The organism is Acinetobacter sp. NBRC 100985 (assembly GCF_000241225.1).
GTDB classification, from domain to species: domain Bacteria; phylum Pseudomonadota; class Gammaproteobacteria; order Pseudomonadales; family Moraxellaceae; genus Acinetobacter; species Acinetobacter venetianus.
The window spans coordinates 242,703-269,323 of the sequence record NZ_BAEB01000021.1 but is presented as its reverse complement, the minus strand read 5'-3'; the positions used below and the strand labels follow the sequence as shown (position 1 = coordinate 269,323).

Below are 26,621 nucleotides of genomic sequence, written 5' to 3'. Positions count from 1 at the left end.
CTAGGTAAATACTAGGTTGAATGCAGATTTATCTCAACTTTTATCTGTATTCTTTCATTACGTTTCGTCACAACATCACTTATGTTTACCAATATTTACACAACTGGAAATAGGCATAAAATTTGCCATAAGAAATAAAAAACCTTTCTGCTATCATGGTGTCATTCACTCAAAAGCCATTTTAATCGTTATATTCTCCTGAGTTGTATTCATAGCGATAACTACAAAGGCTTCGTATTACCATAAAAGGGAACTGTAAATGAAACGTGTTGTAATCACTGGTATGGGCATTAACTCATGTATCGGTAACTCTTTAGAAGAGGTTACTCATTCTCTAAAAAATGGAATCTCTGGAACACGTTTTAACCCAACTTATGCAGAACTTAACTTCAAAAGCCATGTAAGTGCTGCAGCAGTACAAGACTTTGACGGTATTGATCGTAAACTTAAGCGCTTTATGGGCGTATGCGCGATGTATGCATATAATGCAGCTATCGCAGCAGTGGAAAACGCAGGTCTTAAACAAGAAGATTTAGCCCATAATCCACGTTATGGTATTGCTGGCGGTTCTGGTGGTAACTCAACTGCATCAGTGACTGAAATGGTAAAGCTTCTTGAGGAAAAAGGCGCACGTAAAGTCGGTCCTTTCTTCGTTCCACGTAATATGAGTAATACGATTACTGCAAACGTTGGCGTCGCTTTAAAACTTCAAGGGATCGCGCACTCTATTACCAGTGCATGCGCAACTTCAGCAGATGCTATTGGATACGCTTTTAACCTCATTCAACTTGGTAAGCAAGATTTAATGCTTGCAGGTGGTGGTGAAGAAGACCATTGGTCTCAAAGCTTACTATTTGATGCGATGGGTGCTTTATGTTCTAAATATAATGACTCTCCTGAAACCGCATCTCGCCCATACTCAGCAGACCGTGATGGATTTGTCATCGCAGGCGGCGGTGGTTTTGTGGTTTTAGAATCACTAGAACATGCTCAAGCACGTGGTGCAAATATCTTAGCTGAAGTCGTTGCTTATGCTGCGAATAGTGATGGTGCCGATATGGTTGCACCATCAGGTGAAGGTGCTACACGTTGTATCCTTATGGCATTAGACGAAGCGAAACAACATGGTGTAGAAAAAGTTGATTATGTAAATACGCATGGTACATCTACCCCTGCTGGCGATGTAACTGAATTAAAAGCAATGGAGCGCGCATTTGGTGAAGGCAAAGTTCCTGCATTAAGTTCAACAAAATCAATGACAGGTCATAGCTTAGGTGCAGCAGGCGTTCAAGAAGCGATTTATTCTGTATTAATGATGCAAAATGACTTTATCGCTCCAAACATCAATGTGACTGAACTTGATGAAGGTGCTCAAGGTTTCGATATTGTACTTGAAAAACGTGATGCAAAACTGAATACTGTGATGAGTAACAGTTTTGGCTTTGGCGGTGTTAACGCTTGCCTTATTTTCAAGAAGTGGGATGCATAATCCCACCTAGGATTATCGATGGATGCACCTTCTGATGCTTTCTTGTGGGTAAAAGCATTACATATTATTGCCGTGGTTTGTTGGTTCGCTGCGTTGTTCTACTTACCACGTCTTTTTGTTTACCACGCCATGAGTGAAGATGCTCTAAGCCATCAACGCTTTGAAGTAATGGAACGTAAGTTATATCGAGGGATTATGTGGCCATCCATGATTGCCACATTAATTACTGCTCACTTTCTAGTTGATTGGGGTGATGCAACTCGACATTACCACGATGCATTATGGTTTTATCTCAAAGTAGGCTTGGTTGGCTTACTAGTGATCTACCATTTTGTATGTGGTTATTACCGTAAAAAGCTGATTGGTAATGCTCACTACAAATCACATAAGTTTTGGCGCTTCTTTAATGAAATGCCAACACTGATCCTATTTGCAGTGGTCATTCTTGTGGTCGTAAAACCTCAGTTTTAAATGAGCGAATCTTCTCGGATGCTGTACTTTGCTTATATGCTTGTACAGCATTTTTCGTATTCATACTAAATATTACAAATAATTAATACACTCTTAGCTCAAACTAGGCCATTTTCTTGTTTTCAAATATCCAAAAACCATTAAATTGCCTAAATACCAAAAAACAACTATCTAACAAATATTCTATTTTAGAATAGATATTTAAGTTTTTTCATATATCAAATTCTGATGATCAAACCATCTCAGCACTATTTAAACAGATTAAATGCTCGATTCATTTCCAGCTTAATCATTTATCTAAAAATAGATCAATTTCAATATCGTCAATTGACTACAGGTGAAATTGAAATGGCACGTTCAGTCTTTGGTCATTTAATTAACTACAAAGAAGTCAAAATTTTTAACATCCCGTACCTACCTTGGCAACCAGAAAACATTTTTATTGCACCAAATGGAAATCTATTTGTTCATCCCAAATATTTCCGTTCTGACTACTCAAGTTGTTCAACCAACTTACAAGGAGTTTTTATTCATGAAATGGCACATATCTTACAGTTTCAGCAACAGACCAATGTCATTCTAAAAGGCGCAATCTTACAATTAGGCTATTATTTGAGTTTAAAAAAATACAATCCCTACCATTATCATTTTATTCAGGGAAAAGCTTTCTCGGACTACAATATTGAACAACAAGGAGACGTTGCCCGAGACATTTTTTTAAATAAGATTCCAAACATTATTCTTGGGAAATAAAAAAGCTCTATAAATTTAATTTACAGAGCTTTTAAGTAAAAGAACTACAACATGTATTACATAGCAGTACTTTTTTGAGTTTCAGAGTTGAGTTCATGACTATCATCCATTTCAGTCGTAAAATCTACACGCATTGCATCCATAACGATTGTGCTCATACGTCCCGCACCAATTGCTAATCCTAAAGCAATTACAAAATACACAAGCATCAAAGTCATATCATCAACCTCTCTTCAAAATGCTTATTGAGTGAATAAAACTTAGTTCTCATTCTCACGAAGCATTACTGTACCTACACGACCAACAGTAATGGCTAAGCCAGATGCAACAGCTAATATTAATAAAATAGACATATATTTCACCTCACTTGTAACTGGATAGTAGATGTGATCTGCTAGCTTAAGCTTGCTGATCGCCATCATTTAAAATAATCGTGCCTACACGACCAACAACTACAGCTAAACCAAATGCGATAACTGGAAATAATACAACTGACATAGTGAATACCTCTTTGTTTTTCTGAGCATGTATCGCTACATACTTAATTTAAATCACAGTGTACATATGTTCACATTAATTAGGATAATAGCAGTGCACAAATGTACACTCAAGTGTAGCAAATAGATTCCCGACGAACGGTCAAAAAAGGTACAACTCAATAAAATTATATATTTGAATCATTTATATTTTAGAGAAACTCTAAATTTTCGCATTTTTTTCAAATCAAGATAGAAATCATACGAAAGAATGATTTCTATGATGTCATTTAGCTGTCATTTCTATATGCGAAATTGACATGAAAAAAATCTTTTTATAGCTATATTAAATTTATTCACAATCATGCACCATAAAAACGCAAACATTGAGAAATGTTGCTGTTTTATACAGAAAAACTTGTTATTTTTACGCAGAAAAATGTGCATTTAGTATATATTAGTAAACTTGTCATTTTTCTTTAAGATATAGAATGTTTGACACCATGATATACAAGCGTTTTTAAAACTATACCTATATAAATCAAAACCTTGTATGTCAGCACTAGTTAAAACTCAGGATTAGGTTTGAATGAAAAATTTTAAAGTTGCCCTTGCTCAGTTCTCTCCGCATATTGGCAATATTGACGCAAATACTCAAAAGATGGTTGAACAAGCAAATCTAGCGAAACAACAAAAGGCTGATTTGGTCATCTTCCCTGAACTTTCTACCATCGGTTACCCAGCAGAAGATTTATTACTCCGCCCTAATTTACAAAAACGCACCCAAAAAGCGTTCGCCCAATTAAGCGAAGTAAAAGATATTTTAATGGTGTTTGGTTTTGTGCACCAAACTGAAGATGGTCATCGTTACAACTCTGCTGCCGTCATGAAAGATGGTCAAGTTTTGGGCATTTATAATAAACACAACTTGCCAAACTATAGCGTTTTTGATGAAAAACGTTATTTCCAAGATGGTCATCAACATTTAATTTTCGAATACCTTGGACATAAATTTGGTGTACTAATATGCGAAGATGTTTGGTCTCTCAATACAGTTAAACAATTAAGTCAGCTGAATGTAGAAACAGTATTAGTTTTAAATGCATCACCATATGAAGTTGGCAAGCCACAACATCGAATTCAAACATTAAATGAGCTTGCTAAACAATTAAGTCTTAATGTTATTTACGTTAACCAAGTTGGCGGACAAGATGACTTAATTTTTGATGGATCGAGCTTTGTCTGCAATAAGAATGGTCAAGCTGCTTTACAAGCACCAAGCTTTAAAGAAGACCTTTATATTGCAGAGTACGATGCAGAACAAAAACAATTTAAAACGTCTGAAACAGCGCCAGCTTTAGAAACTTTCGCTGAAATTTATCAAGCACTAGTTCTAGCGACTCGTGATTATGTTCAACGTTCAGGATTTCCTGGTGTCATCTTGGGTTTATCTGGCGGTATTGACTCAGCATTAACGCTTGCAATTGCAGTCGATGCGATTGGCGCTGATAAAGTTCAGGCTGTGATGATGCCGTACACTTACACATCACAAATGAGTGTCGAAGATGCAACTGAACAAGCACGTCGTATGGGTGTGACGTTTGGCATCGCCGAAATTCATCCGATTGTAAATAGCTTCATGCAAACGCTTTATCCATTCTTTGGAAATAGCCCAGCAGATGCAACAGAAGAAAACTTACAAGCCCGTACACGCGGCACCTTACTGATGGGATTATCAAATAAATTCGGTAATCTTGTGCTCTCTACAGGAAACAAATCTGAAATTTCAGTTGGTTACTGTACTTTATATGGCGATATGGTTGGTGGTTTCTCTGTATTAAAAGATGTCTACAAAACTATCGTGTTTGAATTAGCTAAATATCGCAACACTTTAGACGAAACTCCTGTTATTCCTGAGCGTGTGATTACTCGCCCACCTTCAGCGGAATTACGTCCTGATCAAAAAGACCAAGACTCTTTACCTGCATATGACGTATTAGACGCAATCTTATATGCATATATTGAAGAAGACCTTAGTCAAGCAGACATTATTGCTAAAGGCTACGAAGCGGCAGTCGTAGAGAAAGTGATTCGTTTGGTTGATCGCAATGAATACAAGCGTCGTCAGGGCGCAATTGGGCCACGCATTAGTTCGCGTGCGTTCAGTCGTGAACGACGCTACCCTATCGTCAATGGATGGACAGCGAATGACTGAAAAAATTGTTTCTGAAAAGTCACAATTACTTGCTCAAGCACTTATGCTTGAGCAAGTTGCATTTTATAAAAAACAACTTACAACTGAACTTTCCGCTGAATTTTTTCAGCAGTTCATTCAACTTTTTTTGCAGCACGCACCCAATATTCAACTGAATGAAGTTGTCGAACTCGAACAAATTCAAGCAGTCGTCAAACGCTATGCATTTGAAATGCAGTTGGGTGCAGGGCTATTAGAATTTATTGGTGAAATCGCTCAACGATTGCATGTTTTTTCTTTACAGTCATCAGCAGAGTTACAAGACTTATTTTCAGACCAACAGTTTGAAATGTGGTTATCGAAGTTTCTAGAACTAGAAAATATTCGCCACTATTTGAATCACTTCCTGAGAGAAAGCCCATCTATTCAGCAGTTGTGCCAATATATTGCAACAACAACATTACAGAATAAATTACCAAAATTATTCTCGCAATCTGATGAAGACAGAGTTTCTTCTAGTAAATATGAATGGCAACAGAAACTAAAAACATTCTCTCATCGCCAACAACAACGTATCGAACAAAAAATTGAAGATAGTATTGCTCGCTTCATTCAAGAGCAGTTAGTAGATCTCAGCTTACTTTCAAATGATGATTTAGAGACACTCGCTCGCAATGTTTGGGATGATAATAAATCAAAACCACTCTCTGAATACACCAAGCAAGTAACCCCGCTTGATGTTGAAGAATTTTTCGTGATGATCTACGAATACTGGAAAGAACTACGCGAATCTTCTTATATTCAGGACTTAATTTTATACGGCGTTAAAGTCTTTTATGATTTCTACAAAGATGAAAGCTTAGCAGATGTTTTTGCTGCAATTGGACTAGAAGAAAGTGATCTTCAAAATGAGGCTGTTCGGTTCTACCCTAAAGTGGTAGTCGCTTTAGATGAACATGAAGTATTAGAGCCTATCATCACGTTAATTTTAAAGCCGTTCTATGAAAACAGCCAAACGTTAGCGACGATAGAAAAACATTTATAAGATCTGTTCTTAAGCCAAAGTAACCTTTGGCTTTTTTTATAAGAATTATAGATAAAAAGAAACCACGCAGGAGCGTGGTCTATAAAATGGTGGCTATGACGAGACTTGAACTTGTGACCCCCGCATTATGAGTGCGGTGCTCTAACCAACTGAGCTACATAGCCGTAAACTGTGAGCGCATTATCTAGTGTTCCACCCTACAGGTCAAGCCTATGGCATTGAAAATATAGGACATATGAACAGTTTTTATTCTTTTAAATTGTATTTGATCATTTTTCAACTAATTTACAGCTAAATTAAAAATTTAATGAAAATGTCAAAATGATTTGTTAAAAATTCAATCAGAAAAATAAAAAAGTTGTTTTTAAAAAACAGCAGATAAAAAGAGACCACGCAGGAGCGTGGTCTATAAAATGGTGGCTATGACGAGACTTGAACTTGTGACCCCCGCATTATGAGTGCGGTGCTCTAACCAACTGAGCTACATAGCCGAAAACTGTGGGCGCATTATCTTAACTTTCGCTACACACGTCAAGCACAATTTTCAAAAAATCTTAGAAGTGAGCCTATAAGCCGGGTTCTGTCGAGGACGATCATTCCTCTAGGCGCACAATCACTCATACGCTCAAGCGACCTACCCGAATCCAGCACGGGCCGTGCCTCAGGATTCCTATTTGGTCTTGCTTCTGGTGGGGTTTACCTTGCCGTGAACTGTTACCAGACACGCGGTGCGCTCTTACCGCACCCTTTCACCCTTACCTCACGAATGAGGCGGTCTACTCTCTGCTGCACTTGCCGTCGGCTTTCGCCGCCCAGGCGTTACCTGGCACCTTGCCCTATGAAGCCCGGACTTTCCTCCCCTGCTTCAGTCACGGAGACCTCCACAGCAGCGACCGTCCAGCCCACTTCGAGGCGCATCTTATCAAAAATTAAAATTAATTGCTCGCATTTTTTTGTACCGTGAGCTTTTTATACTTTGCCATCAATTCATCTTGTGATTCCACATGCTGAGGATCAAGAGGAATACAATCTACCGGGCAAAACAACTGACACTGAGGCTGATCATGATGTCCTACGCACTCTGTACAAAGCGCAGGATTTATTTCATAGATCAGCTCACCCATATAAATAGCTTCATTAGGGCACACAGGCTCACAGACATCACAGTTAATGCATTCATCTGTAATATATAATGACACTTTACCAGCCTTGTTGATGCTTACGTTCAAATGCTTCAACCACAATGGCTGGAACAAATTTAGTCACATCACCTTTCAATCGCGCAATTTCTCTTACTAACGTTGATGAAATAAAAGAAAATTGCTCCGATGGAGTTAAAAATACAGATTCAAACTGTGGATCAAGTTGACGGTTCATGTTTGCCAACTGAAACTCATATTCAAAATCAGAAATTGCTCTTAAACCACGTAATACTGCTGTTGCACGTTGTTCACGAAAGAAATTTACCAACAAACCATCAAAGCCCACAAATTCCACATTAGATAAATGACTCAATGATGCTTTTGCTAACTCTACACGCTCTTCTAAGCTAAACACTGGATTTTTATGGTGTCCAATCGCAATTGCTACAACAACCTCATCAAACATTTTTGATGCTCTAGCAACCAAATCAACATGACCATTGGTAATTGGATCAAATGTCCCCGGATAAATCACACGTGTTTTAGACATGCGTTGTACTCTGCGTCTATGAGATAAGGTGCATATTTTAACAAAAGTTAAGCATAAACGCTAAATTCCTAAATGATGGAAAAAGATTGCGTTTTACGGCACAATAAGCGCAATTGTGGAAGTTTAAATTATGGCGAAAGCAACAGTAGTAAAAAATAATAATGGTTAATGTTTTTTATAATTCCTTACAGTTCTTTTAATGATCATAAGTATTTGAAATAAAATAAATACTATTCTTATTAGTTCTTTTTAGTATCTTTTAATTCCTTATAAAAACGGGTAATAATACGGGTAACATTTCATTCAAAATACTCTCAATGGCTACTACAAAACTTTCTGATGTCAAAATTAAGAGTCTAAAACCAAAAGATAAATTATATAGACTACTAGACTCTGATCGACTATATATAGAGATTAGACCGACTGGTGCTAAGGTATGGCGATTTAAATTTGTTTTTCAGGGTAAAGAATCATCAATGAGCTTGGGGGAATACCCTGCTATTAGTTTAGCCGAGGCTCGTTCTTTAAAAGACCAAATGAGAGCAAAGCTAGCAAAAGGCATACATCCTGTTGAAGATCGAAAAAATATTAGAGCTCAGGCATTAGCTGAAACAACTAATACCTTTGATTCAATTGCTGCTGAATTTAAACTGAAACGAATGTGTTCAAAGTCCGAAACATATCAAGGGAAGTTTGATATTGCTTTAGAAAAAGATATTTCACCTGTTATTGGGAAGAAGAATATAAACGAGGTAACATCAGCAGATGTGCTTAAAATACTTGATAACACTGTAGAACGTGTTGTAAAAGAATCAAATGGAAGATTTACTGGTGCTTCTGCGGCACTTGAGAACAGAAGATTTGTTGGGGGGGTTATTCGATATGCTATAGCAACGCTTCGTGCTGAGAATGATCCTACTTATGCAGTACGTGATGTAATTAAACGTCCTCGTGTCAATCATGCAAGAGCATTAACGAAAGAAGAACGATATAAAGCTAGAACAAGCCTACCTAAATACAATGGCACACAAACTGTAAAGAATGCAGGCTTTATCCTCTTATACACAATGCTACGTGCTGTAGAAATCAGGAAGATGCAATGGTCATGGGTAGACTTTGAATCAAGATTAATTACATTTCCAATAGAAGTGATGAAGAAAGCTAGAATCCATGTATTGCCAATTTCAGATCAGGCATATAAGGTTTTGCGGCAGCAGTATGAAATATCAGGTGATAGCATTTTGGTGTTCCCTGCTATTTTTAGCAAAAAGAGTAGCGGGATGCTTTCACCATCAACTTTAAATAGCATGTTGGAGTATATCGGTCTTAAAGATGTAACTACTCATGATTTTAGAGCCACAGCATCAACCTTACTATATGAAAAAGATTATGAAGAAGCGTGGATAGAGAAACAATTAGCACATGCTGAATCTAATAAAACTAAAGCCTCTTATAATCATTCTAAGCATCTAAAACAAAGACGGAAAATGATGCAAGATTGGGCTGACATTGTTGACAGTTGGAAGACTGAAGAGAATATAAATGAAAAAAATAAATGCGTATGAAGTTAGGATATTGGCTGACTGGAGATTTTAAATAATTTGTATTAGCTCAAACCTAAGCTGACAGTTACCGATATTTGCTTTCGGATATGTCTGTGACTACATTTATAAAATACATGTATAAACAAAATGGCTTAGGCTAGATAGATCCAAAACAAAACAGAGTGATCACGACACATGGTTTCCACTCTACATTCCGTGATTGGTCAGCCGATAAAACGGATTATTCACGGGAAGTTTGTGAGCATGTACTTGCCCATAAACTTCCCGATGAAGTTGAAGCTTCTTACTTACGTGGAGGGTACCTTGAAAAACGTAAAGGTTTAATGGCTGATTGGACTGAATTCTGTTGTACACACTTTAACTAGACATCATAAAACGAATGCTTCAGCCTTAGATGGCTGAAGCATTCGTTTTAAAGGGAATTACACAGATTTTTTTACAGGCTCTGTACTCTTGATATTAGTTATACTTTTGACATTACTTGTTTTCTGGTTTAACACTTACGATTGTGTAAATTTCACCATCTGCTTTTAATTCAAAGTCAACTTTATCTCCTACAGTTAAACCATTTAATAAGGATGGGTCAGCAACTTTAAAGCCCATCTTCATTGCTGGCCAATTAATCGCAGGAATTGCTTCATGGTCGAGTGTTAAAATATTTTCATTCGTATCAATAGCAGTAATCACCCCAACGGCTTGAGCCGTTGTAGCGGTAGAAGACTCCTTATTCATCTGCTCCATAGGTGCGTCTGCTTTCTTCTGCTCTGATGCTTCATTTTTACTACATGCGCTTAATGCAGCAATAGTGGTAACAAGAGCAATAATTTTCATGAATTTCAACATAATAAAACCTCTTTAGACGAAATAATAAAACGATCAATGTGTTGATAGTTTTCTTTTGATTAAAAGCTGATATACAGCCGGGATAACAAACATTGACAGTAGAGGAGCTGAAATCATGCCCCCAACCATAGGTAAAGCAATACGGCTCATCAATTCAGAACCTGTCCCAGTCCCTAAAAGTATAGGAATTAAGCCTGCCAAAATGACGGCAACCGTCATGGCTTTAGGACGAACGCGTAGTACTGCTCCTGTTCGGATTGCATCATTGAGTTGTTGCTCCGTTAAGGATGTCGTTGAAGAAGATAGGTTTTGCTGTGCATGTTCAACTGCTTGCTTCAAATAGAACAACATGACTACACCAAACTCAGCAGCAACACCTGCAAGTGCGATAAAACCAACTGCAATCGCAACTGAAAAGTGAAAACCGCTCAAATACATGGCCCATATACCACCAATCAAAGCAAAAGGTAGCGTTGCCATAATCAGAACTGCATCTTGTACTTGTCTAAAAATCAAATAGAGCAGTAGAAAAATAATCATCAATGTAATTGGAATGATGACTTTTAAACGCGCATTAGCACGTTCCATAAACTCAAATTGCCCTGTATAGCTAATGCTCATGGCAGAGGAGCGTTTTACTTTTTGATCAATAGACTGCTTCAAATCTTGCACAACCGAAGCTAAGTCACGTCCCTGTACGTCTACATAAACCCAACCGCTTGGGCGAGCATTCTCACTTTTTAGCATTGGAGGGCCATCTGTAATTTGAATATTGGCAACACTACTTAATACAATTTGTTGTCCAGATTCAGTTACAATCGGTAAATTTCTCAAAGCTTCCAATGAGTCTCGAATCTCTCGTGGATAACGTACATTAATAGGATATCTTGCTAATCCCTCAACAGTTTCACCAATATTTTCCCCGCCAATCGCAGATGATACAATTTGCTGCACATCGTTGATATTGAGGCCATATCGTGCAGCCTGCATACGGTTAATATCGACATCAACATATCGACCACCTGTGAGTCGTTCAGCCAAAGCCGAGCTAACTCCGGGCACCTGTTTAGCCACTTGTTCAATTTGCTGTGCTACCCGATCAATATCTTGCAGATCATTTGCTGAAATCTTAATCCCGATTGGACTTTTCACCCCAGTTGCCAACATATCAATCCGGTTACGAATAGGTGGCACCCAAATATTCGTTAAACCCGGTACTTGAACTGCTTCATCCAGTTCTTTTACTAATTTGTCAGGTGTCATACCTGAGCGCCATTCAGACCGTGGTTTGAACTGAATCGTGGTTTCAAACATTACTAAAGGCGCAGGGTCTGTTGCTGACTCAGCTCTCCCTGCTTTACCAAATACTGTCGCAACTTCTGGAACCGTTTTAATCATTCGATCTGTTTGCTGTAACAGTTCTGAGGCCTTAGCTGCGGACAATCCTGGTAAAGCTGAAGGCATATACAGTAAATCACCTTCATCCATATTCGGTAGAAATTCTCCACCTAATCGAGTTAAAGGTAAAAGACTAATAAGGAAAATTAGCAACGCACCAAATAAAGTGGTCTTTGGATGAGCTAAAACCTGATCCAACATAGGTCGGTATATTTTGATGAGGAAACGGTTCAATGGATTACGCTGTTCTGAGGGTAATTTCCCGCGGATCCAATAACCCATCAAAACAGGAATCAGGGTAATGGATAAACCAGCTGCCGCTGCCATGGCATAGGTTTTGGTAAACGCCAGAGGCGAGAACAAACGTCCTTCTTGCGCCTGTAAAGTAAAAATAGGAATAAAAGATAATGTAATGATAAGTAAGCAGAAAAATAAAGCAGGACCAACTTCACTGGCGGAACGGGCAATAATATTCCAGCGTGCTTGAGTTTCTAATACTTGATTGGGATGTTCATGCTGCCAAGTCTCTATATGCTTATGTGCATTTTCAATCATCACAACCGCTGCATCAACCATAGCGCCAATAGCAATGGCAATCCCCCCCAGTGACATGATATTGGCATTTAGGCCCTGATAGTACATGACTAAGAAAGCCGACAAAATCCCAAGTGGTAAAGAAACAATAGCTACCATTGCTGATCGTAAATGCCAGAGGAAAAGTCCACAGACTAAAGCCACGACAATAAATTCTTCAATTAATTTATGACTGAGATTCTCGACTGCCCGATCAATCAGTTTACTGCGATCATATACAGGAACAACCTGCACTCCTTTCGGTAAACTTTGTTGCAATTCAGCCAGTTTCGCTTTCACAGCAGTAATCGTTTCACGTGCATTCTTACCAGCCCGTAAAATCACAACACCACCAACAGTTTCACCTTGTCCATTCAGCTCAGTGATACCACGACGCATTTCCGGTCCGAGTTGAATTGTTGCAACATCACCTAAAGAAACAGGAACACCCAAACTATTTGTTCGTAGTGGAATCTGGCGAAAATCATCTAAAGTTTTTAAATAACCAGAAGCTCGTACCATATATTCCGTTTCAGCCATTTCAAGGACTGAACCACCAGTTTCCTGATTAGCCTTTTGAATCGCCTCAATGACATTGTTTTGTGTAACACCTAAAGCCGCCATTTTGCTTGGGTCTAAGACAACTTGATATTGCTTAACCATGCCCCCAATCGTGGCAACTTCAGCCACATTAGGTAATGTCTTTAGTTCATACTTTAAAAACCAGTCTTGTATGCTTCTCAGTTGTGCAAGGTCATGTTGTCCTGTTGGATCAACTAATGCATATTCATAAACCCAGCCAACTCCAGTAGCATCGGGTCCTAACGACGATTTTGCATTCGCAGGCATTTTTCCCTGAATCTGGTTTAGGTATTCCAATACACGAGAACGGGCCCAATAAAGATCGGTATGTTCATCAAAAATGACATATACAAATGAATCACCAAAAAAAGAATAACCGCGAACAGTTTTAACACCGGGCACCGATAACATGGTTGTTGTTAAAGGATAGGTCACCTGATTTTCAACAATTTGTGGTGCCTGACCGGGAAAATTAGTTCGGACAATCACTTGTACATCAGACAAATCTGGCAAAGCATCAACCGGTGTATTCTTTACAGCCCAAGTTCCCCAAGCTGCCAAAACTAAAGCTGCCAACAAAACAAATATGCGATTCGCAATTGAAAAACGAATAATACGAGAGATCATAATAGTTCTCCCGTTAGTTCTTCAAAGATGCCATAGACATCTTGGAAATGTCAGAAATAACGTAAGCATCTCCAACTTTTGTAAAACTAAAGTTGACCTGGTCACCTTGCTGAATTCGGGTAAATGGTTGTACGGGCTGTTTAAAGCTCATGGTCATAGCACCCCAACCCAACTCAGGAATAGCCTGATGTGAAATAGTAACTTCCTGAGCTGTGACTTTTTCAACTTTTCCAATGCCTTGATATTTTGATGTCTTAACTGCTTGAGAGGGGGTAATAGATTTTCCAGTATTCAGCTTATCCAATACGCCTTGCAAATTTGCTTCAGAATCAATCAGAAATTGTCCTGAAATCACTACTTTCTGACCAGCTTTCAACCCTTGCAGGACTGCAATTTTATTGCCATCACTTTGACCTAACTGTACAACAACAGGTTCAAAACGTCCTTGCTCATGCCCTACAATGACAACATTCCGAGTACCTGTCCGTATAACAGCTTGCTCTGGTATAACCAAACTGCTTTGGGGATTATTTATTATATTGACAGAAGCAAACATCCCTGGCTTAAGTTGACCACTAGGATTTGGTAATTCAATCCGAACTTTAATAGTTCTTGATGTTGTATCTAAGGTAGGCAAAATGTCGATAACTTTGCCAGTTACTTTTTTAGAAAAAGCAGCAAAATTGGCTTCTACACTCATACCTCGTTTGATTCCAGCAATTTGTCTTTCAGGAACGGCTGCCTCTAGCCAAATCGGGTTGATACCTTTAATTGTGGCCAAGGTTTGTCCCATAGCCAAAGCCATACCATTGCGGACTTCTAGTGAATCAATAAATCCACTAATGGGAGCTTGCAAAGTTATATTAGATTGCACTCGACGAGTTCGCTCAACTTGATGAATCACATTTTGTGGTATTCCTAAAAGCTGCAAACGTTGACGGCTTGCTTGAATAAGGGAACGATCTCCAGTACGGAGCACAGCTAAAAATTCAGTTTGCTCTCCAGTCCATTCGGGTATTGAAATATCAGCTATAGGGCTTCCTTCGGTCACCATATCTCCAACAGCATGCCCATACACTCGCTGAACAAAGCCACTTGCTCTAGTTTGTAAAATAGCTGTTTGCCGTTCATTTGCTTGTAATATGCCATTAGTAAACATGGCATTTCCAATTACAGCCTGTTCAACAGTGCCGTAACGGATGGCTAAATTTTGTTGAAGAGATGGATCTATTTTGACTGTAGGACGACTTTCATCCGTCATCGCAGTATTTTCGTCTGCATATTTAGGTACCAGTTGCATGTCCATAAAAGGAGACTTGCCTGGCTTATCAAAATGATGTTCTGGTTTCATTGGATCGTACCAATAAAGCACTTTAGCATCCTGCTTCTGGCTTACCAATGCCGATTGAGAACCCTCTTCCTGATGAGCAAACCAATATCCGGCACCGCCACCTACGACAAGACTAATTGTGGCAACTCCCATGACAGTCATTGCCAATTTATTTCTTAACATTATAGCTGCTCCTCAGCATGGTTTAAGGTCGGCTCTTCAAAGGCAAAATAAAGTTGTGCTGTTGTAATTGCTTGTTGTTGTTGAAGATCAATAAGTCGCAGCTGTTGTTCTAAAAGAGCTTGCCGGGCAGTAATGACATTGGACAAATTGCTTTTACCAGCTTGGTAGCTTGCCAACTGTAAACCCACTTTTTGTTTAGCGAGTGGAATACTTATTTGCATTGCACGTCTAATTTGCTGATCAAGCGCATCAAGATCAGATAACCCATCATCCAGCATGGTGAGATATTCACGGTATTGAACTTCTTGATCGGCAATGATCCGGTTTTGTTCGGCTAAAGCTGCCTGAATGAGGGGACCACTACGTTTTTTTGAAAATACAGGAAGCTCAGTTGTCAGTTGTACACCGATCATATCGCCAAACTCTGGGGCACGATGCCGGTATGCAAGCTCAATCCCCCAATCAGGCTTTTGTAAAGCTTGAGCTTGTTTCAATTTTGCTTCAGCAGTTTTCTTTTCAGCCTGAAAAGCTTTTAATTCAGGATGCTGATGCAAGTGATGATACAGCTTTGATGTATCAAGATGGATGGATGGAGCTTGGTCAGGTAAGGTTTCAATTTGAGTAAGGTTTTCGGTAGGCTCTGCACTGATCAAGCGATGCAACTCTAGCTTGGCTTTATTTAAATCACGAAGCAAATCATCCTTCTGGTCAAGCAATACCGTGGCTTCTTGTTTTGGATCAAGTGCATCAGCAACCATTGTCCGACCAGAGGTGACCTGTGTTTGGGTCATCTGAGAAAGTAATCGATTCTCTGAAAACAGTTCATCGTATAGCGCCAATTTACGCTCAAGATAAAAACGTTTAAACCAAGCAGATGCAACTTTTTGACGTAACTCAATACGTAGAATCTCAGTTTGAGCAGTGACTGAACCCAATTCAGCTTTTGCTAACTCGACCTCGGCTTGTCTTTTGGCGCGGTTTGGAAAATCTTGCATAACGCCAATTTTCTGCATGGTCATGCCATCTTGTGTGACTGACCATGACGCATCACCAGATATAGGATAATTCTCCAAACCGACAAATAATTTAGGGTTGGGTAAAATACCTGAAGCTAAAACTACATTCTCAGCCCCTTCAATTTGGGCACTATTTACTCTTAAAGTTGGAGCATATTGCTCAGCAAGCTTCAAAGCTGTATCCAAAGTCAGTGGCTGGGCATAGACTTGACCATAGACTAGAGAAAAACAGATCACACCTATCGGCCATCTCACCCTGCGAGATAGCTTTTCTTTATAAAATTTCATATTTTTAGCTCTAAAATGATATACACGCGCACGCGCAGAACATCCATAAAAAATGCTATGAATGACGAAGAATTATCAAATTAGTTAGAGCGTGGGGGCTTCCATAAATTGGAAGGATCAGATGAGGTGAAATTTTGATTTAATGGAGAAAAAGCAGACTGTTCCACAGGGGAAGAAACCATAGATTGCAAAACACCTAGTGCTGTAGATGTATATGCAATTTTAGAAAATGACATAATACAATCTTGCTTAGACATACATGATGGATCATGTAATTGCTTCTTAATCTTTAGTTCAGCTTTCATACAATCCATGTGCATAGCACTTGCTTTTTCATGATCTTCAGAATTCATCATTTGCATGGGTTGCATATCTTGAGATGACATTAAACATGGACTATGTACAGATGCAGCTGCTGCTGCCGATCCTACGATGAGGATAGCAAATGATAAAAACAGCGAAAGGCATGTTTTTAACCAGTGCATAATGTCATGACCAAAATTTAAGCTTTTTTAGTTTTACAGATTCTTAGTAAAATAACAATCCTATAATTAATTTAAATAATTACTTAGACAAGAGCATGGTTGTTGATATGAATCAACAACCATGCTCTAGATTAAAAACGACTCACAACTTGATAAGTTATGAAAGAGAATAAGTAGGCCAACGAGAAAAGATAGATGGCCATTATGGTTGGCTGTTTCCAACTCCCTGTTTCTCTTCTGATAGTTGCCAATGTTGCTAAACAATGTGGAGCAAAGATAAACCAAACCAATAGTGACATCCCTGTCGCTAGTCCCCATCCATCAGGACCCGATATTTGAGATAATAAGGTTTGGGTAACTGCATTCTCATCACCAGACATTGCATAGATTACCCCTAATGCAGCAATAATCACTTCACGAGCTGCCATGGCAGGAATCAAAGCAATACAAATTTCCCACGTAAATCCAATCGGAGCAAATATTGGATGGATTAGATGTCCTAACTGTCCAGCAATACTATAATTGATTGGTGGCATTGTTGGGTTATCAGGTGGTAATGGGAACGTTACCAAGAACCATAATAAAATAGAAAGTGCGACAATAATTCCACCAACTCTTTTTAAGAATATAGTCGCTCTATCATAAAGCCCCAAAGCTACATTTCGAACATCTGGAATACGGTATGTAGGTAATTCAAAAATGAAAATACTTTCAGTTTTATCTTTTCTTACTAATTTCAGGAATAAAGAAACCAATAAAGCGGATACGATTCCTGACATGTAAAGCCCGAACAGAACTAGACCTTGTAAACTGAGCCAACCATAAACCAACTTGTTTGGAATGAATGCAGCGATCAGCAAAGCATATACAGGTAATCGTGCAGAACACGTCATCAAAGGTGCAATCATAATCGTTGCCAAACGATCTCTTTCAGAACTGATACTCCGTGTTGCCATAATTCCTGGGATGGCACAGGCAAAGCTTGAAAGCAACGGAATAAATGAACGCCCACTTAAGCCTGCTTTAGACATCAGTTTATCCAACAAAAAGGCAGCTCTAGGTAAGTAACCTGATTCCTCTAAAATTAAAATAAAGAAAAACAAGATCAGAATTTGAGGCATATATGCGAGCACACTACCAGCACCTGCAATTACACCATCAATGATCAAGCTTCTTAAAAGTGGATGAGTGATCAGTGGTCCTATTGCCCCACCAAACCATGCAATCGAATCCTCAACAAAGGAAATTAATGGTTGAGCCCAAATAAAGACAGCCTGAAACATTACAAACATGGTAAAGGTCAATATTAATAATCCAAAAACTGGATGTAAGAATATTTTGTCCAAGAAAGCCGTTCGTTTATCACCATTATCATTTTTCAAGATGACTTGTTTTGTAATATATTTGATTTGGTCAAAGTGACTCAGATCAGAATGATAAGGGGCAACAAACAAATTCTTTTGATCCAATTGTGTCAATAGCCCCTGAATGCCTTTTGTTTTTACAGCTACTGACTCAACAACAGGAATACCTAAAAGCTGAGATAGCTTCGTTGTATCAATTGCAATCCCACGCTTTCCAACCTCATCCATCATGTTAAGAACAAGTAACATTGGTCTGTTTAAAGCCCTGACTTCAAGTACAAGACTTAAATGAAGATGAAGATTCGTAGCATCGACAACACATACAAAAATATCAGGTATGACTTCGCCTTTTAATTCACCAAAGCATACTGCTCTAGTTACCTCCTCATCTAAACTGCTAGGTTTTAAACTATAAGTCCCAGGCAAATCCAATACTCGAACGGTATCACCAGAAGGTAGTTTAAAAAATCCCTCTTTCCGTTCTACCGTTACCCCAGCATAATTTGCAACTTTTTGACGAGTCCCTGTGAGGGTGTTAAAAAGTGATGTTTTACCGCAATTAGGATTACCAACCAGTGCAATATTTTTAGTTTCCATTGGTAATCTCTACAAAAATTCGTTCTGCTTCATTTTTTCTTAAGGCGAAACGTGAGGTTTCGATTTGAACCAACACAGGATCACCACCAAAAAGCCCTTTCGCAAGCACTTGTAAGGATTCACCTACTCTAAAGCCCAGCAGTTCTAAACGCTCCAGAACAGGATCATTTTTATCTTGATACTGTTCACCCTTTTTAAGATCAATGATTTTTACAGTCTGGTCTTCCTTTACTTGAAATAAATTCATTGTCTGCACCCTATTTCAACGCCAAAATCTTTCGAGCGCCATTCAGTACAAACAGTGAAACAAGAATACCAATAATCAAATCTGGGTAAGCTGAACCAGTCCATGCGACAAGTACACCTGCTAAAATAACCCCCATATTTACTATTACGTCATTAGCTGAAAAGATCCAACTCGCTTTCATATGGGCTCCGCCATCTCTATGCCCAGAAATGAGATACAAGCACGTCACATTGGCAATAAGTGCTAAGAAGCCAATAATGATCATCAAATCTGACTCTGGCTCACTACCGAACATGAAACGTCTGACAACATCAACAATAACGATCAAAGCTAATAAAAGTTGAATCCATCCTGCAAAATGAGCTGCTTTTAATTGGTATTTTGCCGCTTTCCCTACCGCGTAAAGTGCTATACCGTAAACCGCCGCATCAGCAAACATATCAAGAGAGTCCGCAATGAGACCCGTCGATGCAGCAATAATTCCACTTATGAATTCAATAAAAAAAGAATACCATTAATCGCTAGTAATAATTTTAGGACTTTCGCCTGCTTAGTCGGATCTGGTGTTTCAGGCAATTCCCCAGTGGCTTTTACTGTTTCCACGAGCTTTGCACCAAAACCGAGGGCTTCAAGTTTTGTGGTAATTTCATTAATCCCATTTGTATGGAAAACAACTAACTGTCTTTGTGCCAAATCAAATGATAAACCTTTAACTTCATGCAAGGGAGAAAGAGCCATTCTGACCATTTGCTCTTCTGCCGAACAATCCATCTTTGGAATTAGAAAAGTACTGGCTTCTTGTGCGTGCTCTTTATTTTCATAAACTTCAGTTTTATTTAATTTTGCCCCAAATCCAAGAGCTTCAAGTTTTGCAGTGATTTCATTACTTTCACCATTATGCAGAACTTTTAGGTTTCGATTCGGCAAATCAAAAACCAAGCTCTTAACATCTACCAATGGAGATAAAGTCATCCGAACCATTTGTTCCTCTGTGGAACAATCCATTTTCGGGATGCTATAGTCACTGATGAAAGCCACTATACTTTCATTGCCACGAACTTGCTCTGGTAAATTTATAGTATCTGGGCCACAGCATGAATTCGACTGCTTACTACCGCAGGAATCTTTTTCATCAGGGGTAGGTTCTTGCTGTACTTCATTATCGCAACAAGAACTTTTACTTTCTTCTGTAGCTAAATCTTTAATTTTACAAGAATCTGTTTTTGATTCATTTTGTTTTTGCTTAGTGTCTTCACAAGAACTTTCTTGATTACAACCGCAACCACTCATTGATGTGCCTATAGTCATATCTTCACGTATTGCATATTAAAATCCCTATAGCTACTATAGAGTCAATAGATTAGGTGACTTGAAATGAACTTAAAAATTGGTGAATTATCCCAGCTATCTGGTTGCCCTGTTGTTACAATACGGTTTTATGAAAAAGAAGCTTTATTACTAGCCCCTAATCGTTCGGAAGCTAATTATCGACTTTATAACAAGGACCACTTAGAGCGGCTTCTATTTATTCTTAATTGCCGAACTTTGAATATGAGCTTGGACGAAATTAAAATTTTATTAGCATACAAAGACAAACCTTGTGGAAACTGTAATTCTATTAACATCTTAGTTGATAAACATATTCATCAATTAGAACAAAATATCCAAAAACAGATTCAGCTTAAGCAACAACTTTCTGATTTAAGAAGTAAATGCTCTGGTTTTTTGGAAATTAACTCTTGTAAAGTACTTGAAGGGTTATCCGTAAGTTTAAAATAATTAAGATTAGACCTCTTGCGTAAGTGCTATTTTCAATGATTTTAGAATTGATCAAACTTAATAAAATCAATACTTACATCTGATTATTTTTTGACTTTTGCAAGAGGTCTAATGAACAATGGAATATCACCATTATTCATTCTTAATGAAATATTTAGAAAACTAATTCAATACCTGCCCCGTATAACCACCCCTTTTCAGAATCTGTAGCTTCTTGAAAAGTTGTTAATTTCTGTCCTTTTTCATATTGATAAGCGACATCAACAAATGGTCTGATACGCTTATTAATCTCGTAACGAGTTTTTATACCTGTCTTTAACTCAGACAAACCTGACTTTGCAGCAAAATCTGAATTATCATTAAGCACAATATCTGCTGCAATATATGGCTGAGTAATTAGCTTTTGAGTGAGTAATAGATCTCGATCAAACTCAAAACTGGCTCCCCAAAAATTATTTTCACCACCATAAAGATAAGCTTTTGTCTCAAAGAAATAAGGAGCAAGACCTAATAATCCAATAACGCCATCAATGCGATTACTATTACGGTTATTTTTGTCCTCACTATACCTTACCCCAGCTTGTACATCCCAAAATGCTGCAACATTTCTACTGTAAAGAGCTGATACATCATAATTGGGATCATTACTCTCTGCTTTATTCAGATTGGCTTCAACAAATACTCGATTCTCATCTGTTCCAATCAATGTTTCGAAACTAGAACCTAAACTACCCTTACCATCGTTATCAATTACCCACTCATTGGAAAATTTAGTTGTTTGGTAAATCTGTCCACCATGCTCGTTCAGATGTTTATCATGATTTTGGCTAAGAGCTAATTTGCCTTTTGAAGTACTTTGAGCAGCATTACGTTCAACATAGCCTAATCCTCCAGCTTCTTTTAAAAGCACATTCATACTTGACGTACTCTTATTTAGATTTTCAGTCGAATTATCATTAGCAAATGCCATACCTGCTAAACCAATTAAAGCAACTGATAAAAGTGTTTTTGAAAAAAGTTTTTTAGTGGTTTGCATGTTGATTCACTCCCTTATCATTTGCATGGGGTTGGGCAACGATACTTTTTGAATCAACATCATTGCTATCTACATTTGCCACAATGAGTTTGTTCATCATTCCAGCTGCCATGTGATATAACAAATGGCAGTGGATAGCCCATTCACCTAATTCATCAGCAGTAAGTAAAGTTGTAACTGTTTTCCCTGGTGGCACAATGATCGTGTGTTTATTTGGCATATTACTTGGATCTTGACCATTTTCAAGCTGCATAAACATACCGTGCAAGTGCATTGGGTGAGCCATCATACTGTCATTCACAAATTTCAAGCGTATACGTTCCCCATATTTCACTTTGAATGGTTCTGTTTCATTAAACTTCTTACCATTAATTGTCCAAATGTAGCGCTCCATATTCCCACCAAGACGGATTTCCATTTCACGTTCAGGGGCACGAGTATCTGGTTGAGGGTTTAAAGATTGTAAATCACTATACTGGAGTGCTTTTTGACCAACGGGTGTTGAAGCATTTGCCCATCCAAATACGGTATTATCATTCTTGTCTGAAGCCGACTTAACAGTAGCGCTATTCATCGGCATATCATGATTCATACCTTTCATAGAAGACATATCGTGATTCATGCCTTTCATAGAAGACATATCGTGATTCATGCCTTTCATAGAAGACATATCATGATCCATACCTTTCATAGAAGACATATCGTGATTCATGCCTTTCATAGAAGACATATCATGATCCATACCTTTCATAGAAGACATATCATGATCCATACCTTTCATAGAAGACATATCATGATTCATACCTTGCATTGAAGACATGTCATGATCCATCCCCATATCTTCCATAGTCAATAAAGAGCGAGGACGAGGTTTAGGCATCTCAATTTGTTTTACAGGTAAGGTATTTTCATCATGTAAGGTTCCAACCGAAAAACCAGTACGATCAATAGATTCAGCTTCAATTTGGTAATGTGCTTGTTTTGGTTCCACAATGACATCATAAGTTTCAGCAGTACCAATACGGAACTCATCTACAGGAACGGGCTTTACAGGTTGACCATCAGCACTGACTACAGTCATTTTTAGGTTTGGAATGCGTACATCAAAGAATGACATAGCGGAAGCATTAATAAAACGAAGGCGAACTTTTTCACCAGCTTTGAAGTTACCCGTCCAATTTTGCTGAGGTGTCTTGCCATTCATTAAAAATGTATAACCAGTCACATCGGACATATCTGTTTTCAGCATTCGCATCTGATTCCACATAGAACGGTCTTGCCAAGTCGCTTTTAGCCCATCACGTTTAACTTGTTTTAATACATCGAATACTGTTTCGCGGCGGTTCTGATAGTAGTCTGCTTCTTTTTTAAGATTTTTCATAATTTGATCACTTGTCGAATTATGAAAATCAGAAAGCAAAACAACGTAATCTTTATCGGTTTTTTCAGCAGCTGTTAGTGGAGTTTTATCTTTAGGATAAATAACAAAAGCACCATATAAACCGTCTTGTTCTTGTCCTTTACTATGTGAATGATACCAATAAGTACCATTTTGGCGGACTTTAAACTTATATTCATAAGTTTTATTAGGGGCAATGCCATGAAATTTGTTAAATCCAGGTACACCATCCATAATTCCAGGTAGTAATAAGCCATGCCAATGGATTGAAGAGTCCTGATTTTTTAACTTATTGTGAACACGGATAACGGCCTCATCACCTTCTTCAAATTCAAGAAGTGGTGCAACGAATTTACCATTTACAGTAATTCTCTCAACTGGTTTTCCTGTGATATTTACAGTTTGTTCAGCGATTGTTAAATCATATTCTTTAACTGCCGCCATTACCCAAGTTGATGAAAATAAACCAACTCCTATTAAAAGGACATGACTTAATTTTTTAGACATTTATTTCACCTATCTAATATAAAGATGGGGAGCTCAAGCAAACCAATTATTCGCTTTAATCTCCCCAATCTTTCATTTATCGTATTTGTTATTTATTTGATGTATTTGACATGTTCATCTTTGAGTGGTCCATGTTCATCATATTTGAATGATCCATATTACCCATTTTAGACTGATCCATATTCATCATCTTAGAGTGATCCATCTGAGACATATCAGCCATATTGCCATGCTCATGCTGACTATGATCCTGTTGGGTTTTCTCATCATTCTTCATATTACAAGGTTTTTGGCATTTCTCTGACATTTTTGAGTCCGCTTTAGTTTCAGTGACTACAGTGGTTCCCTGTTTAGCATCGGCTGCCCAAGACTGAGTTCCTGCAATTAAAGTTCCAATACACATAAGTGTAGTTAAGCTACGACGGAATAGAGTTTTCATGTTTTGCTCCAAAAATTAACTTTATACAAATACCTTAAAGGCTACCACCAAACATTTATATGACATGAAAATGACATTTTTGTAATCTACAAAGAATCACGTATTTATAACGTTATTATATTCTTAATGAGTGATATTGGATTTTTATCAATGAGAATCTTACTAGTTGAAGATGAACAAAAAACTGGTGACTACCTTAAACAAGGTCTATCTGAAGCTGGGTATATTACGGATTGGGTCACAGATGGATTATCAGGTAAACATCAAGCACTTTCCGAAGAATATGACCTCATCATTTTGGACGTTATGTTACCAAAATTAGATGGCTGGAATATCATTTATGATATTCGCAAAAGCGGAAAGACAATGCCTATTCTATTTCTTTCAGCGCGTGATCAAATTGAAGATCGAGTTAAGGGATTAGATTTGGGAGCTGATGACTACCTCGTAAAACCTTTTGCTTTTGCTGAGTTATTAGCACGCATTAAAAGCTTACTCCGACGGGGACAACAAAAAGAAGATAGTAACCTTATTACAATTGCTGATCTTGAACTTGATCTTCGTAAACGCCGCGTCACTCGCGCTGGGCAACGTATTGACTTAACAGCTAAAGAATTCGCGCTGATGGAATTATTTATGCGTAGACGTGGTGAAATTTTACCTCGCGCACTCATAGCTTCTCAAATTTGGGATATGAATTTTGATAGTGATACCAACGTCGTAGAAGTCGCTATTAAACGTTTGAGAAGTAAAATTGACAGTAACTTTAGCCCTAAGCTAATCCAGAACATACGGGGAATGGGTTATGTTCTAGAGGTTGAAGATGACTCGTAAATTGTTTAATGCAATCAGCTTTCGTATAGCTATTATTTTTTCTCTATCTACCGTAATCATTCTAATGATTATGGGACTAGTTATTCATCAACTCGTAATGCATCATTTCGAAACTCAGGACCGGACACAACTAGAAGGGAAAATTCAACTTCTAGAAAATTTACTAGAACAAAATCCAGCCAATTCCCAAGAGCTAAATATTTATTTAAAAGACGCCTTAGTTGGTCATCATGATCTAATTGTTCAAATTGAACGACCAACAGGTCAAATTATTTTTAGTTCAGCCCCTGCACTTATTAAAGCGCAGACATTAATTAAATCTAAACATACTCCTTGGTTAGAGTGGAAAATACAAAATAAAACTTATCGTGGATTAGCTTATAAAAAGTCTTTTAATAGAAATAGTAGCATTCCAACAGCTCAAATTATTGTTGGAATCGATACATCCGAGCATTTGCATTTCTTAAATGATTTTAGGCGCCAGTTATTATACATTGGCATTGTCGGTACTATCTGCTTAATGTTTTTAGGCTGGTTTGCTGCATGGCGAGGATTACGTCCCGTACAAAAAATGGCAAAAGTGGCAGAAGGTATATCTGCTCAACATCTTTCTGAACGCTTAGAAGTCGAAAACACGCCAACAGAGCTTAGATCCTTAGCCATAGCTTTTAACGATATGTTAGATAGACTGGAATCTGCTGTAGAGAAATTATCAGACTTCTCATCTGATCTTGCTCATGAAATTCGCACACCTATCAACAATTTGATGACCCAAACCCAAGTATGTTTATCTCGTAGTCGAGATATTAATACCTATCAAGAAGTTCTGTTCTCCAATTTGGAAGAATTTGAACGTTTAGCTCGAATGATTTCCGATATGTTGTTTCTTGCAAAGGCTGAACATGGCTTGCATTTACCAAACTTAAAACAAGTTGATCTAGTAAAAGAAGTTTCTGCCTTATTTGATTTTTATGATGCGATTGCTGCCGAAAAGAGTATCTCTTTGGAACAAAAAGGTTATGGAGTTGTAAATGGTGACCCATCTATGTTACGTCGTGCTCTGAGCAACTTACTATCAAATGCAATAAAATATGGTAAAACAGAATCGGTAGTCAGAATCAAAACCCAACAAAACTTTGATACAACTGTTTTTACAATTGAGAATGAAAGCTCTCCATTGACATCTGAACAGTTAAGCCGATTATTTGACCGTTTTTATCGTACAGATGCATCCAGACAGCGAGTTGAGGAAGGTACTGGCTTAGGGCTAGCAATTACCAAATCCATTCTTGATGTACATGGCGCAACAATTAGAGCAGACTATCATAATGGCCGCATAACCTTTAAAATTATTTTTAAAAATTAATCGCTTATATAAAAATAAACAACTACTGACTACTCATCTTTAA

At 38.0% G+C, this 26,621-nt stretch carries 22 protein-coding genes, 2 tRNA genes, 1 other RNA gene and 2 pseudogenes; 10 read left to right on the top strand and 17 right to left on the bottom strand.

Annotation, left to right across the window (positions count from 1 at the left end):
- The first annotated feature begins 259 nt into the window (after positions 1-259).
- From ACT4_RS07825 to ACT4_RS07815, 3 genes are all read left to right on the top strand, one after another.
- Positions 260-1,489 carry a beta-ketoacyl synthase N-terminal-like domain-containing protein gene (locus ACT4_RS07825; protein ID WP_004881100.1) on the top strand — a complete coding sequence of 410 codons (1,230 nt, stop codon included), beginning with the start codon at positions 260-262 and terminating at the stop codon, positions 1,487-1,489.
- A gap of 18 nt (positions 1,490-1,507) precedes the next feature.
- A complete protein-coding gene (gene hemJ, locus ACT4_RS07820) occupies positions 1,508-1,960 on the top strand; it encodes a protoporphyrinogen oxidase HemJ (protein ID WP_007481204.1) in 453 nt (150 codons plus the stop codon).
- 228 nt (positions 1,961-2,188) lie between these two features.
- Entirely contained in the window at positions 2,189-2,713 is a 525-nt protein-coding gene (locus ACT4_RS07815; RefSeq protein ID WP_007481202.1) for a hypothetical protein, read from the top strand.
- Between the two features lie 56 nt (positions 2,714-2,769).
- Here ACT4_RS07815 and ACT4_RS17270 read toward each other — a convergent pair whose 3' ends face one another.
- Positions 2,770-2,931, bottom strand: coding sequence for a hypothetical protein (locus tag ACT4_RS17270; RefSeq protein ID WP_004881106.1), 162 nt, complete (start codon positions 2,929-2,931; stop codon positions 2,770-2,772).
- An 847-nt stretch (positions 2,932-3,778) separates the two neighbouring features.
- On the opposite strand from ACT4_RS17270, the gene ACT4_RS07810 reads away from it, so the two are divergent.
- Together ACT4_RS07810 and ACT4_RS07805 are read left to right on the top strand one after the other, a co-directional pair.
- Positions 3,779-5,404, top strand: a complete 1,626-nt coding sequence (locus ACT4_RS07810) for an NAD+ synthase (RefSeq protein ID WP_007481198.1) — start codon at positions 3,779-3,781, stop codon at positions 5,402-5,404.
- Positions 5,397-6,428, top strand: a complete 1,032-nt coding sequence (locus tag ACT4_RS07805) for a hypothetical protein (protein WP_004881114.1) — start codon at positions 5,397-5,399, stop codon at positions 6,426-6,428. Before ACT4_RS07810 ends, ACT4_RS07805 begins: the two co-directional genes overlap by 8 nt.
- Positions 6,429-6,515: 87 nt before the next feature.
- Here the strand turns inward: ACT4_RS07805 and ACT4_RS07800 are convergent.
- The 5 genes from ACT4_RS07800 to coaD all read right to left on the bottom strand — a co-directional run bounded on the left by ACT4_RS07800 (position 6,516) and on the right by coaD (position 8,120).
- Positions 6,516-6,592, bottom strand: a tRNA-Met gene (locus ACT4_RS07800).
- Between the two features lie 250 nt (positions 6,593-6,842).
- Positions 6,843-6,919, bottom strand: a tRNA-Met gene (locus tag ACT4_RS07795).
- Between the two features lie 62 nt (positions 6,920-6,981).
- An RNA gene (rnpB, locus tag ACT4_RS16805) (RNase P RNA component class A) lies at positions 6,982-7,337 on the bottom strand.
- Between the two features lie 26 nt (positions 7,338-7,363).
- Positions 7,364-7,627 carry a YfhL family 4Fe-4S dicluster ferredoxin gene (locus ACT4_RS07790; RefSeq protein WP_007481195.1) on the bottom strand — a complete coding sequence of 88 codons (264 nt, stop codon included), beginning with the start codon at positions 7,625-7,627 and terminating at the stop codon, positions 7,364-7,366.
- Position 7,628: 1 nt separating this feature from the next.
- Positions 7,629-8,120: a pantetheine-phosphate adenylyltransferase gene (coaD, locus tag ACT4_RS07785; protein WP_004881118.1), complete on the bottom strand. Its 492-nt coding sequence runs from the start codon at positions 8,118-8,120 to the stop codon at positions 7,629-7,631.
- Between the two features lie 317 nt (positions 8,121-8,437).
- Here coaD and ACT4_RS07780 point away from each other — a divergent pair, with 317 nt between their 5' ends.
- Both ACT4_RS07780 and ACT4_RS16905 read left to right on the top strand, forming a co-directional pair.
- A complete protein-coding gene (locus tag ACT4_RS07780; protein WP_005091398.1) occupies positions 8,438-9,685 on the top strand; it encodes an integrase arm-type DNA-binding domain-containing protein in 1,248 nt (415 codons plus the stop codon).
- A gap of 74 nt (positions 9,686-9,759) precedes the next feature.
- Positions 9,760-10,050, top strand: a pseudogene (locus ACT4_RS16905) (integrase); the annotation flags it as partial.
- A 112-nt stretch (positions 10,051-10,162) separates the two neighbouring features.
- On the opposite strand, the gene ACT4_RS07775 reads toward ACT4_RS16905, so the two are convergent.
- The 8 genes and pseudogenes from ACT4_RS07775 to ACT4_RS07740 all read right to left on the bottom strand — a co-directional run bounded on the left by ACT4_RS07775 (position 10,163) and on the right by ACT4_RS07740 (position 20,508).
- Positions 10,163-10,528 (bottom strand): copper-binding protein, encoded by a 366-nt coding sequence (locus ACT4_RS07775; protein WP_005091401.1) that lies wholly within the window; start codon positions 10,526-10,528, stop codon positions 10,163-10,165.
- A gap of 33 nt (positions 10,529-10,561) precedes the next feature.
- On the bottom strand, positions 10,562-13,708 hold the full coding sequence (locus ACT4_RS07770; RefSeq protein ID WP_007481192.1) for an efflux RND transporter permease subunit: 3,147 nt from the start codon (positions 13,706-13,708) through the stop codon (positions 10,562-10,564).
- A gap of 13 nt (positions 13,709-13,721) precedes the next feature.
- Positions 13,722-15,221, bottom strand: coding sequence for an efflux RND transporter periplasmic adaptor subunit (locus ACT4_RS07765; RefSeq protein WP_005091405.1), 1,500 nt, complete (start codon positions 15,219-15,221; stop codon positions 13,722-13,724).
- A complete protein-coding gene (locus ACT4_RS07760; protein ID WP_005091408.1) occupies positions 15,221-16,525 on the bottom strand; it encodes a TolC family protein in 1,305 nt (434 codons plus the stop codon). The genes ACT4_RS07765 and ACT4_RS07760 overlap by 1 nt, the downstream gene beginning before the upstream one ends.
- A gap of 80 nt (positions 16,526-16,605) precedes the next feature.
- The gene (locus ACT4_RS07755; protein ID WP_005091410.1) at positions 16,606-17,010 is read right to left on the bottom strand and encodes a hypothetical protein; all 405 of its coding nucleotides are present in this window, start codon (positions 17,008-17,010) and stop codon (positions 16,606-16,608) included.
- A 131-nt stretch (positions 17,011-17,141) separates the two neighbouring features.
- Positions 17,142-18,971, bottom strand: coding sequence for a ferrous iron transporter B (locus ACT4_RS07750; protein ID WP_007481188.1), 1,830 nt, complete (start codon positions 18,969-18,971; stop codon positions 17,142-17,144).
- Positions 18,961-19,218 (bottom strand): FeoA family protein, encoded by a 258-nt coding sequence (locus ACT4_RS07745; protein WP_007481186.1) that lies wholly within the window; start codon positions 19,216-19,218, stop codon positions 18,961-18,963. Before ACT4_RS07745 ends, ACT4_RS07750 begins: the two co-directional genes overlap by 11 nt.
- A 10-nt stretch (positions 19,219-19,228) precedes the next feature.
- Positions 19,229-20,508 (bottom strand): annotated as a pseudogene (locus tag ACT4_RS07740) (cation transporter).
- A gap of 84 nt (positions 20,509-20,592) precedes the next feature.
- Between ACT4_RS07740 and cadR the strand changes: the two are divergent.
- The gene (gene cadR, locus ACT4_RS07735; protein ID WP_004880426.1) at positions 20,593-20,997 is read left to right on the top strand and encodes a Cd(II)/Pb(II)-responsive transcriptional regulator; all 405 of its coding nucleotides are present in this window, start codon (positions 20,593-20,595) and stop codon (positions 20,995-20,997) included.
- 154 nt (positions 20,998-21,151) lie between these two features.
- On the opposite strand, the gene ACT4_RS07730 is transcribed toward cadR, so the two are convergent.
- From ACT4_RS07730 to ACT4_RS07720, 3 genes are all read right to left on the bottom strand, one after another.
- A complete protein-coding gene (locus ACT4_RS07730; protein ID WP_004880428.1) occupies positions 21,152-22,033 on the bottom strand; it encodes a copper resistance protein B in 882 nt (293 codons plus the stop codon).
- Positions 22,020-23,939 (bottom strand): copper resistance system multicopper oxidase, encoded by a 1,920-nt coding sequence (locus ACT4_RS07725; protein WP_007481182.1) that lies wholly within the window; start codon positions 23,937-23,939, stop codon positions 22,020-22,022. Before ACT4_RS07725 ends, ACT4_RS07730 begins: the two co-directional genes overlap by 14 nt.
- An 88-nt stretch (positions 23,940-24,027) precedes the next feature.
- Positions 24,028-24,378: a hypothetical protein gene (locus ACT4_RS07720; RefSeq protein WP_002058521.1), complete on the bottom strand. Its 351-nt coding sequence runs from the start codon at positions 24,376-24,378 to the stop codon at positions 24,028-24,030.
- 150 nt (positions 24,379-24,528) lie between these two features.
- Between ACT4_RS07720 and ACT4_RS07715 the strand changes: the two genes are divergently transcribed.
- A complete protein-coding gene (locus ACT4_RS07715) occupies positions 24,529-25,212 on the top strand; it encodes a heavy metal response regulator transcription factor (protein WP_002058525.1) in 684 nt (227 codons plus the stop codon).
- The gene (locus ACT4_RS07710) at positions 25,202-26,578 is read left to right on the top strand and encodes a heavy metal sensor histidine kinase (RefSeq protein WP_004880440.1); all 1,377 of its coding nucleotides are present in this window, start codon (positions 25,202-25,204) and stop codon (positions 26,576-26,578) included. The genes ACT4_RS07715 and ACT4_RS07710 overlap by 11 nt, the downstream gene beginning before the upstream one ends.
- The last annotated feature ends 43 nt before the right edge of the window (positions 26,579-26,621 follow it).

Bases quoted from the DNA above. Each gene is read 5' to 3' on its own strand.
- ACT4_RS07745 (WP_007481186.1), bottom strand. From the start codon at position 19,218: ATGAATTTATTTCAAGTAAAGGAAGACCAGACTGTAAAAATCATTGAT.
- ACT4_RS07810 (WP_007481198.1), top strand. From the start codon at position 3,779: ATGAAAAATTTTAAAGTTGCCCTTGCTCAGTTCTCTCCGCATATTGGC.
- ACT4_RS07755 (WP_005091410.1), bottom strand. From the start codon at position 17,010: ATGCACTGGTTAAAAACATGCCTTTCGCTGTTTTTATCATTTGCTATC.
- ACT4_RS07805 (WP_004881114.1), top strand. From the start codon at position 5,397: ATGACTGAAAAAATTGTTTCTGAAAAGTCACAATTACTTGCTCAAGCA.
- coaD (WP_004881118.1), bottom strand. From the start codon at position 8,120: ATGTCTAAAACACGTGTGATTTATCCGGGGACATTTGATCCAATTACC.
- ACT4_RS07780 (WP_005091398.1), top strand. From the start codon at position 8,438: ATGGCTACTACAAAACTTTCTGATGTCAAAATTAAGAGTCTAAAACCA.
- ACT4_RS07815 (WP_007481202.1), top strand. From the start codon at position 2,189: ATGATCAAACCATCTCAGCACTATTTAAACAGATTAAATGCTCGATTC.
- ACT4_RS07775 (WP_005091401.1), bottom strand. From the start codon at position 10,528: ATGTTGAAATTCATGAAAATTATTGCTCTTGTTACCACTATTGCTGCA.
- ACT4_RS07725 (WP_007481182.1), bottom strand. From the start codon at position 23,939: ATGTCTAAAAAATTAAGTCATGTCCTTTTAATAGGAGTTGGTTTATTT.
- ACT4_RS07715 (WP_002058525.1), top strand. From the start codon at position 24,529: ATGAGAATCTTACTAGTTGAAGATGAACAAAAAACTGGTGACTACCTT.
- ACT4_RS07730 (WP_004880428.1), bottom strand. From the start codon at position 22,033: ATGCAAACCACTAAAAAACTTTTTTCAAAAACACTTTTATCAGTTGCT.
- ACT4_RS17270 (WP_004881106.1), bottom strand. From the start codon at position 2,931: ATGACTTTGATGCTTGTGTATTTTGTAATTGCTTTAGGATTAGCAATT.
- ACT4_RS07750 (WP_007481188.1), bottom strand. From the start codon at position 18,971: ATGGAAACTAAAAATATTGCACTGGTTGGTAATCCTAATTGCGGTAAA.
- ACT4_RS07825 (WP_004881100.1), top strand. From the start codon at position 260: ATGAAACGTGTTGTAATCACTGGTATGGGCATTAACTCATGTATCGGT.
- ACT4_RS07770 (WP_007481192.1), bottom strand. From the start codon at position 13,708: ATGATCTCTCGTATTATTCGTTTTTCAATTGCGAATCGCATATTTGTT.
- hemJ (WP_007481204.1), top strand. From the start codon at position 1,508: ATGGATGCACCTTCTGATGCTTTCTTGTGGGTAAAAGCATTACATATT.
- cadR (WP_004880426.1), top strand. From the start codon at position 20,593: ATGAACTTAAAAATTGGTGAATTATCCCAGCTATCTGGTTGCCCTGTT.
- ACT4_RS07760 (WP_005091408.1), bottom strand. From the start codon at position 16,525: ATGAAATTTTATAAAGAAAAGCTATCTCGCAGGGTGAGATGGCCGATA.
- ACT4_RS07720 (WP_002058521.1), bottom strand. From the start codon at position 24,378: ATGAAAACTCTATTCCGTCGTAGCTTAACTACACTTATGTGTATTGGA.
- ACT4_RS07765 (WP_005091405.1), bottom strand. From the start codon at position 15,221: ATGTTAAGAAATAAATTGGCAATGACTGTCATGGGAGTTGCCACAATT.
- ACT4_RS07710 (WP_004880440.1), top strand. From the start codon at position 25,202: ATGACTCGTAAATTGTTTAATGCAATCAGCTTTCGTATAGCTATTATT.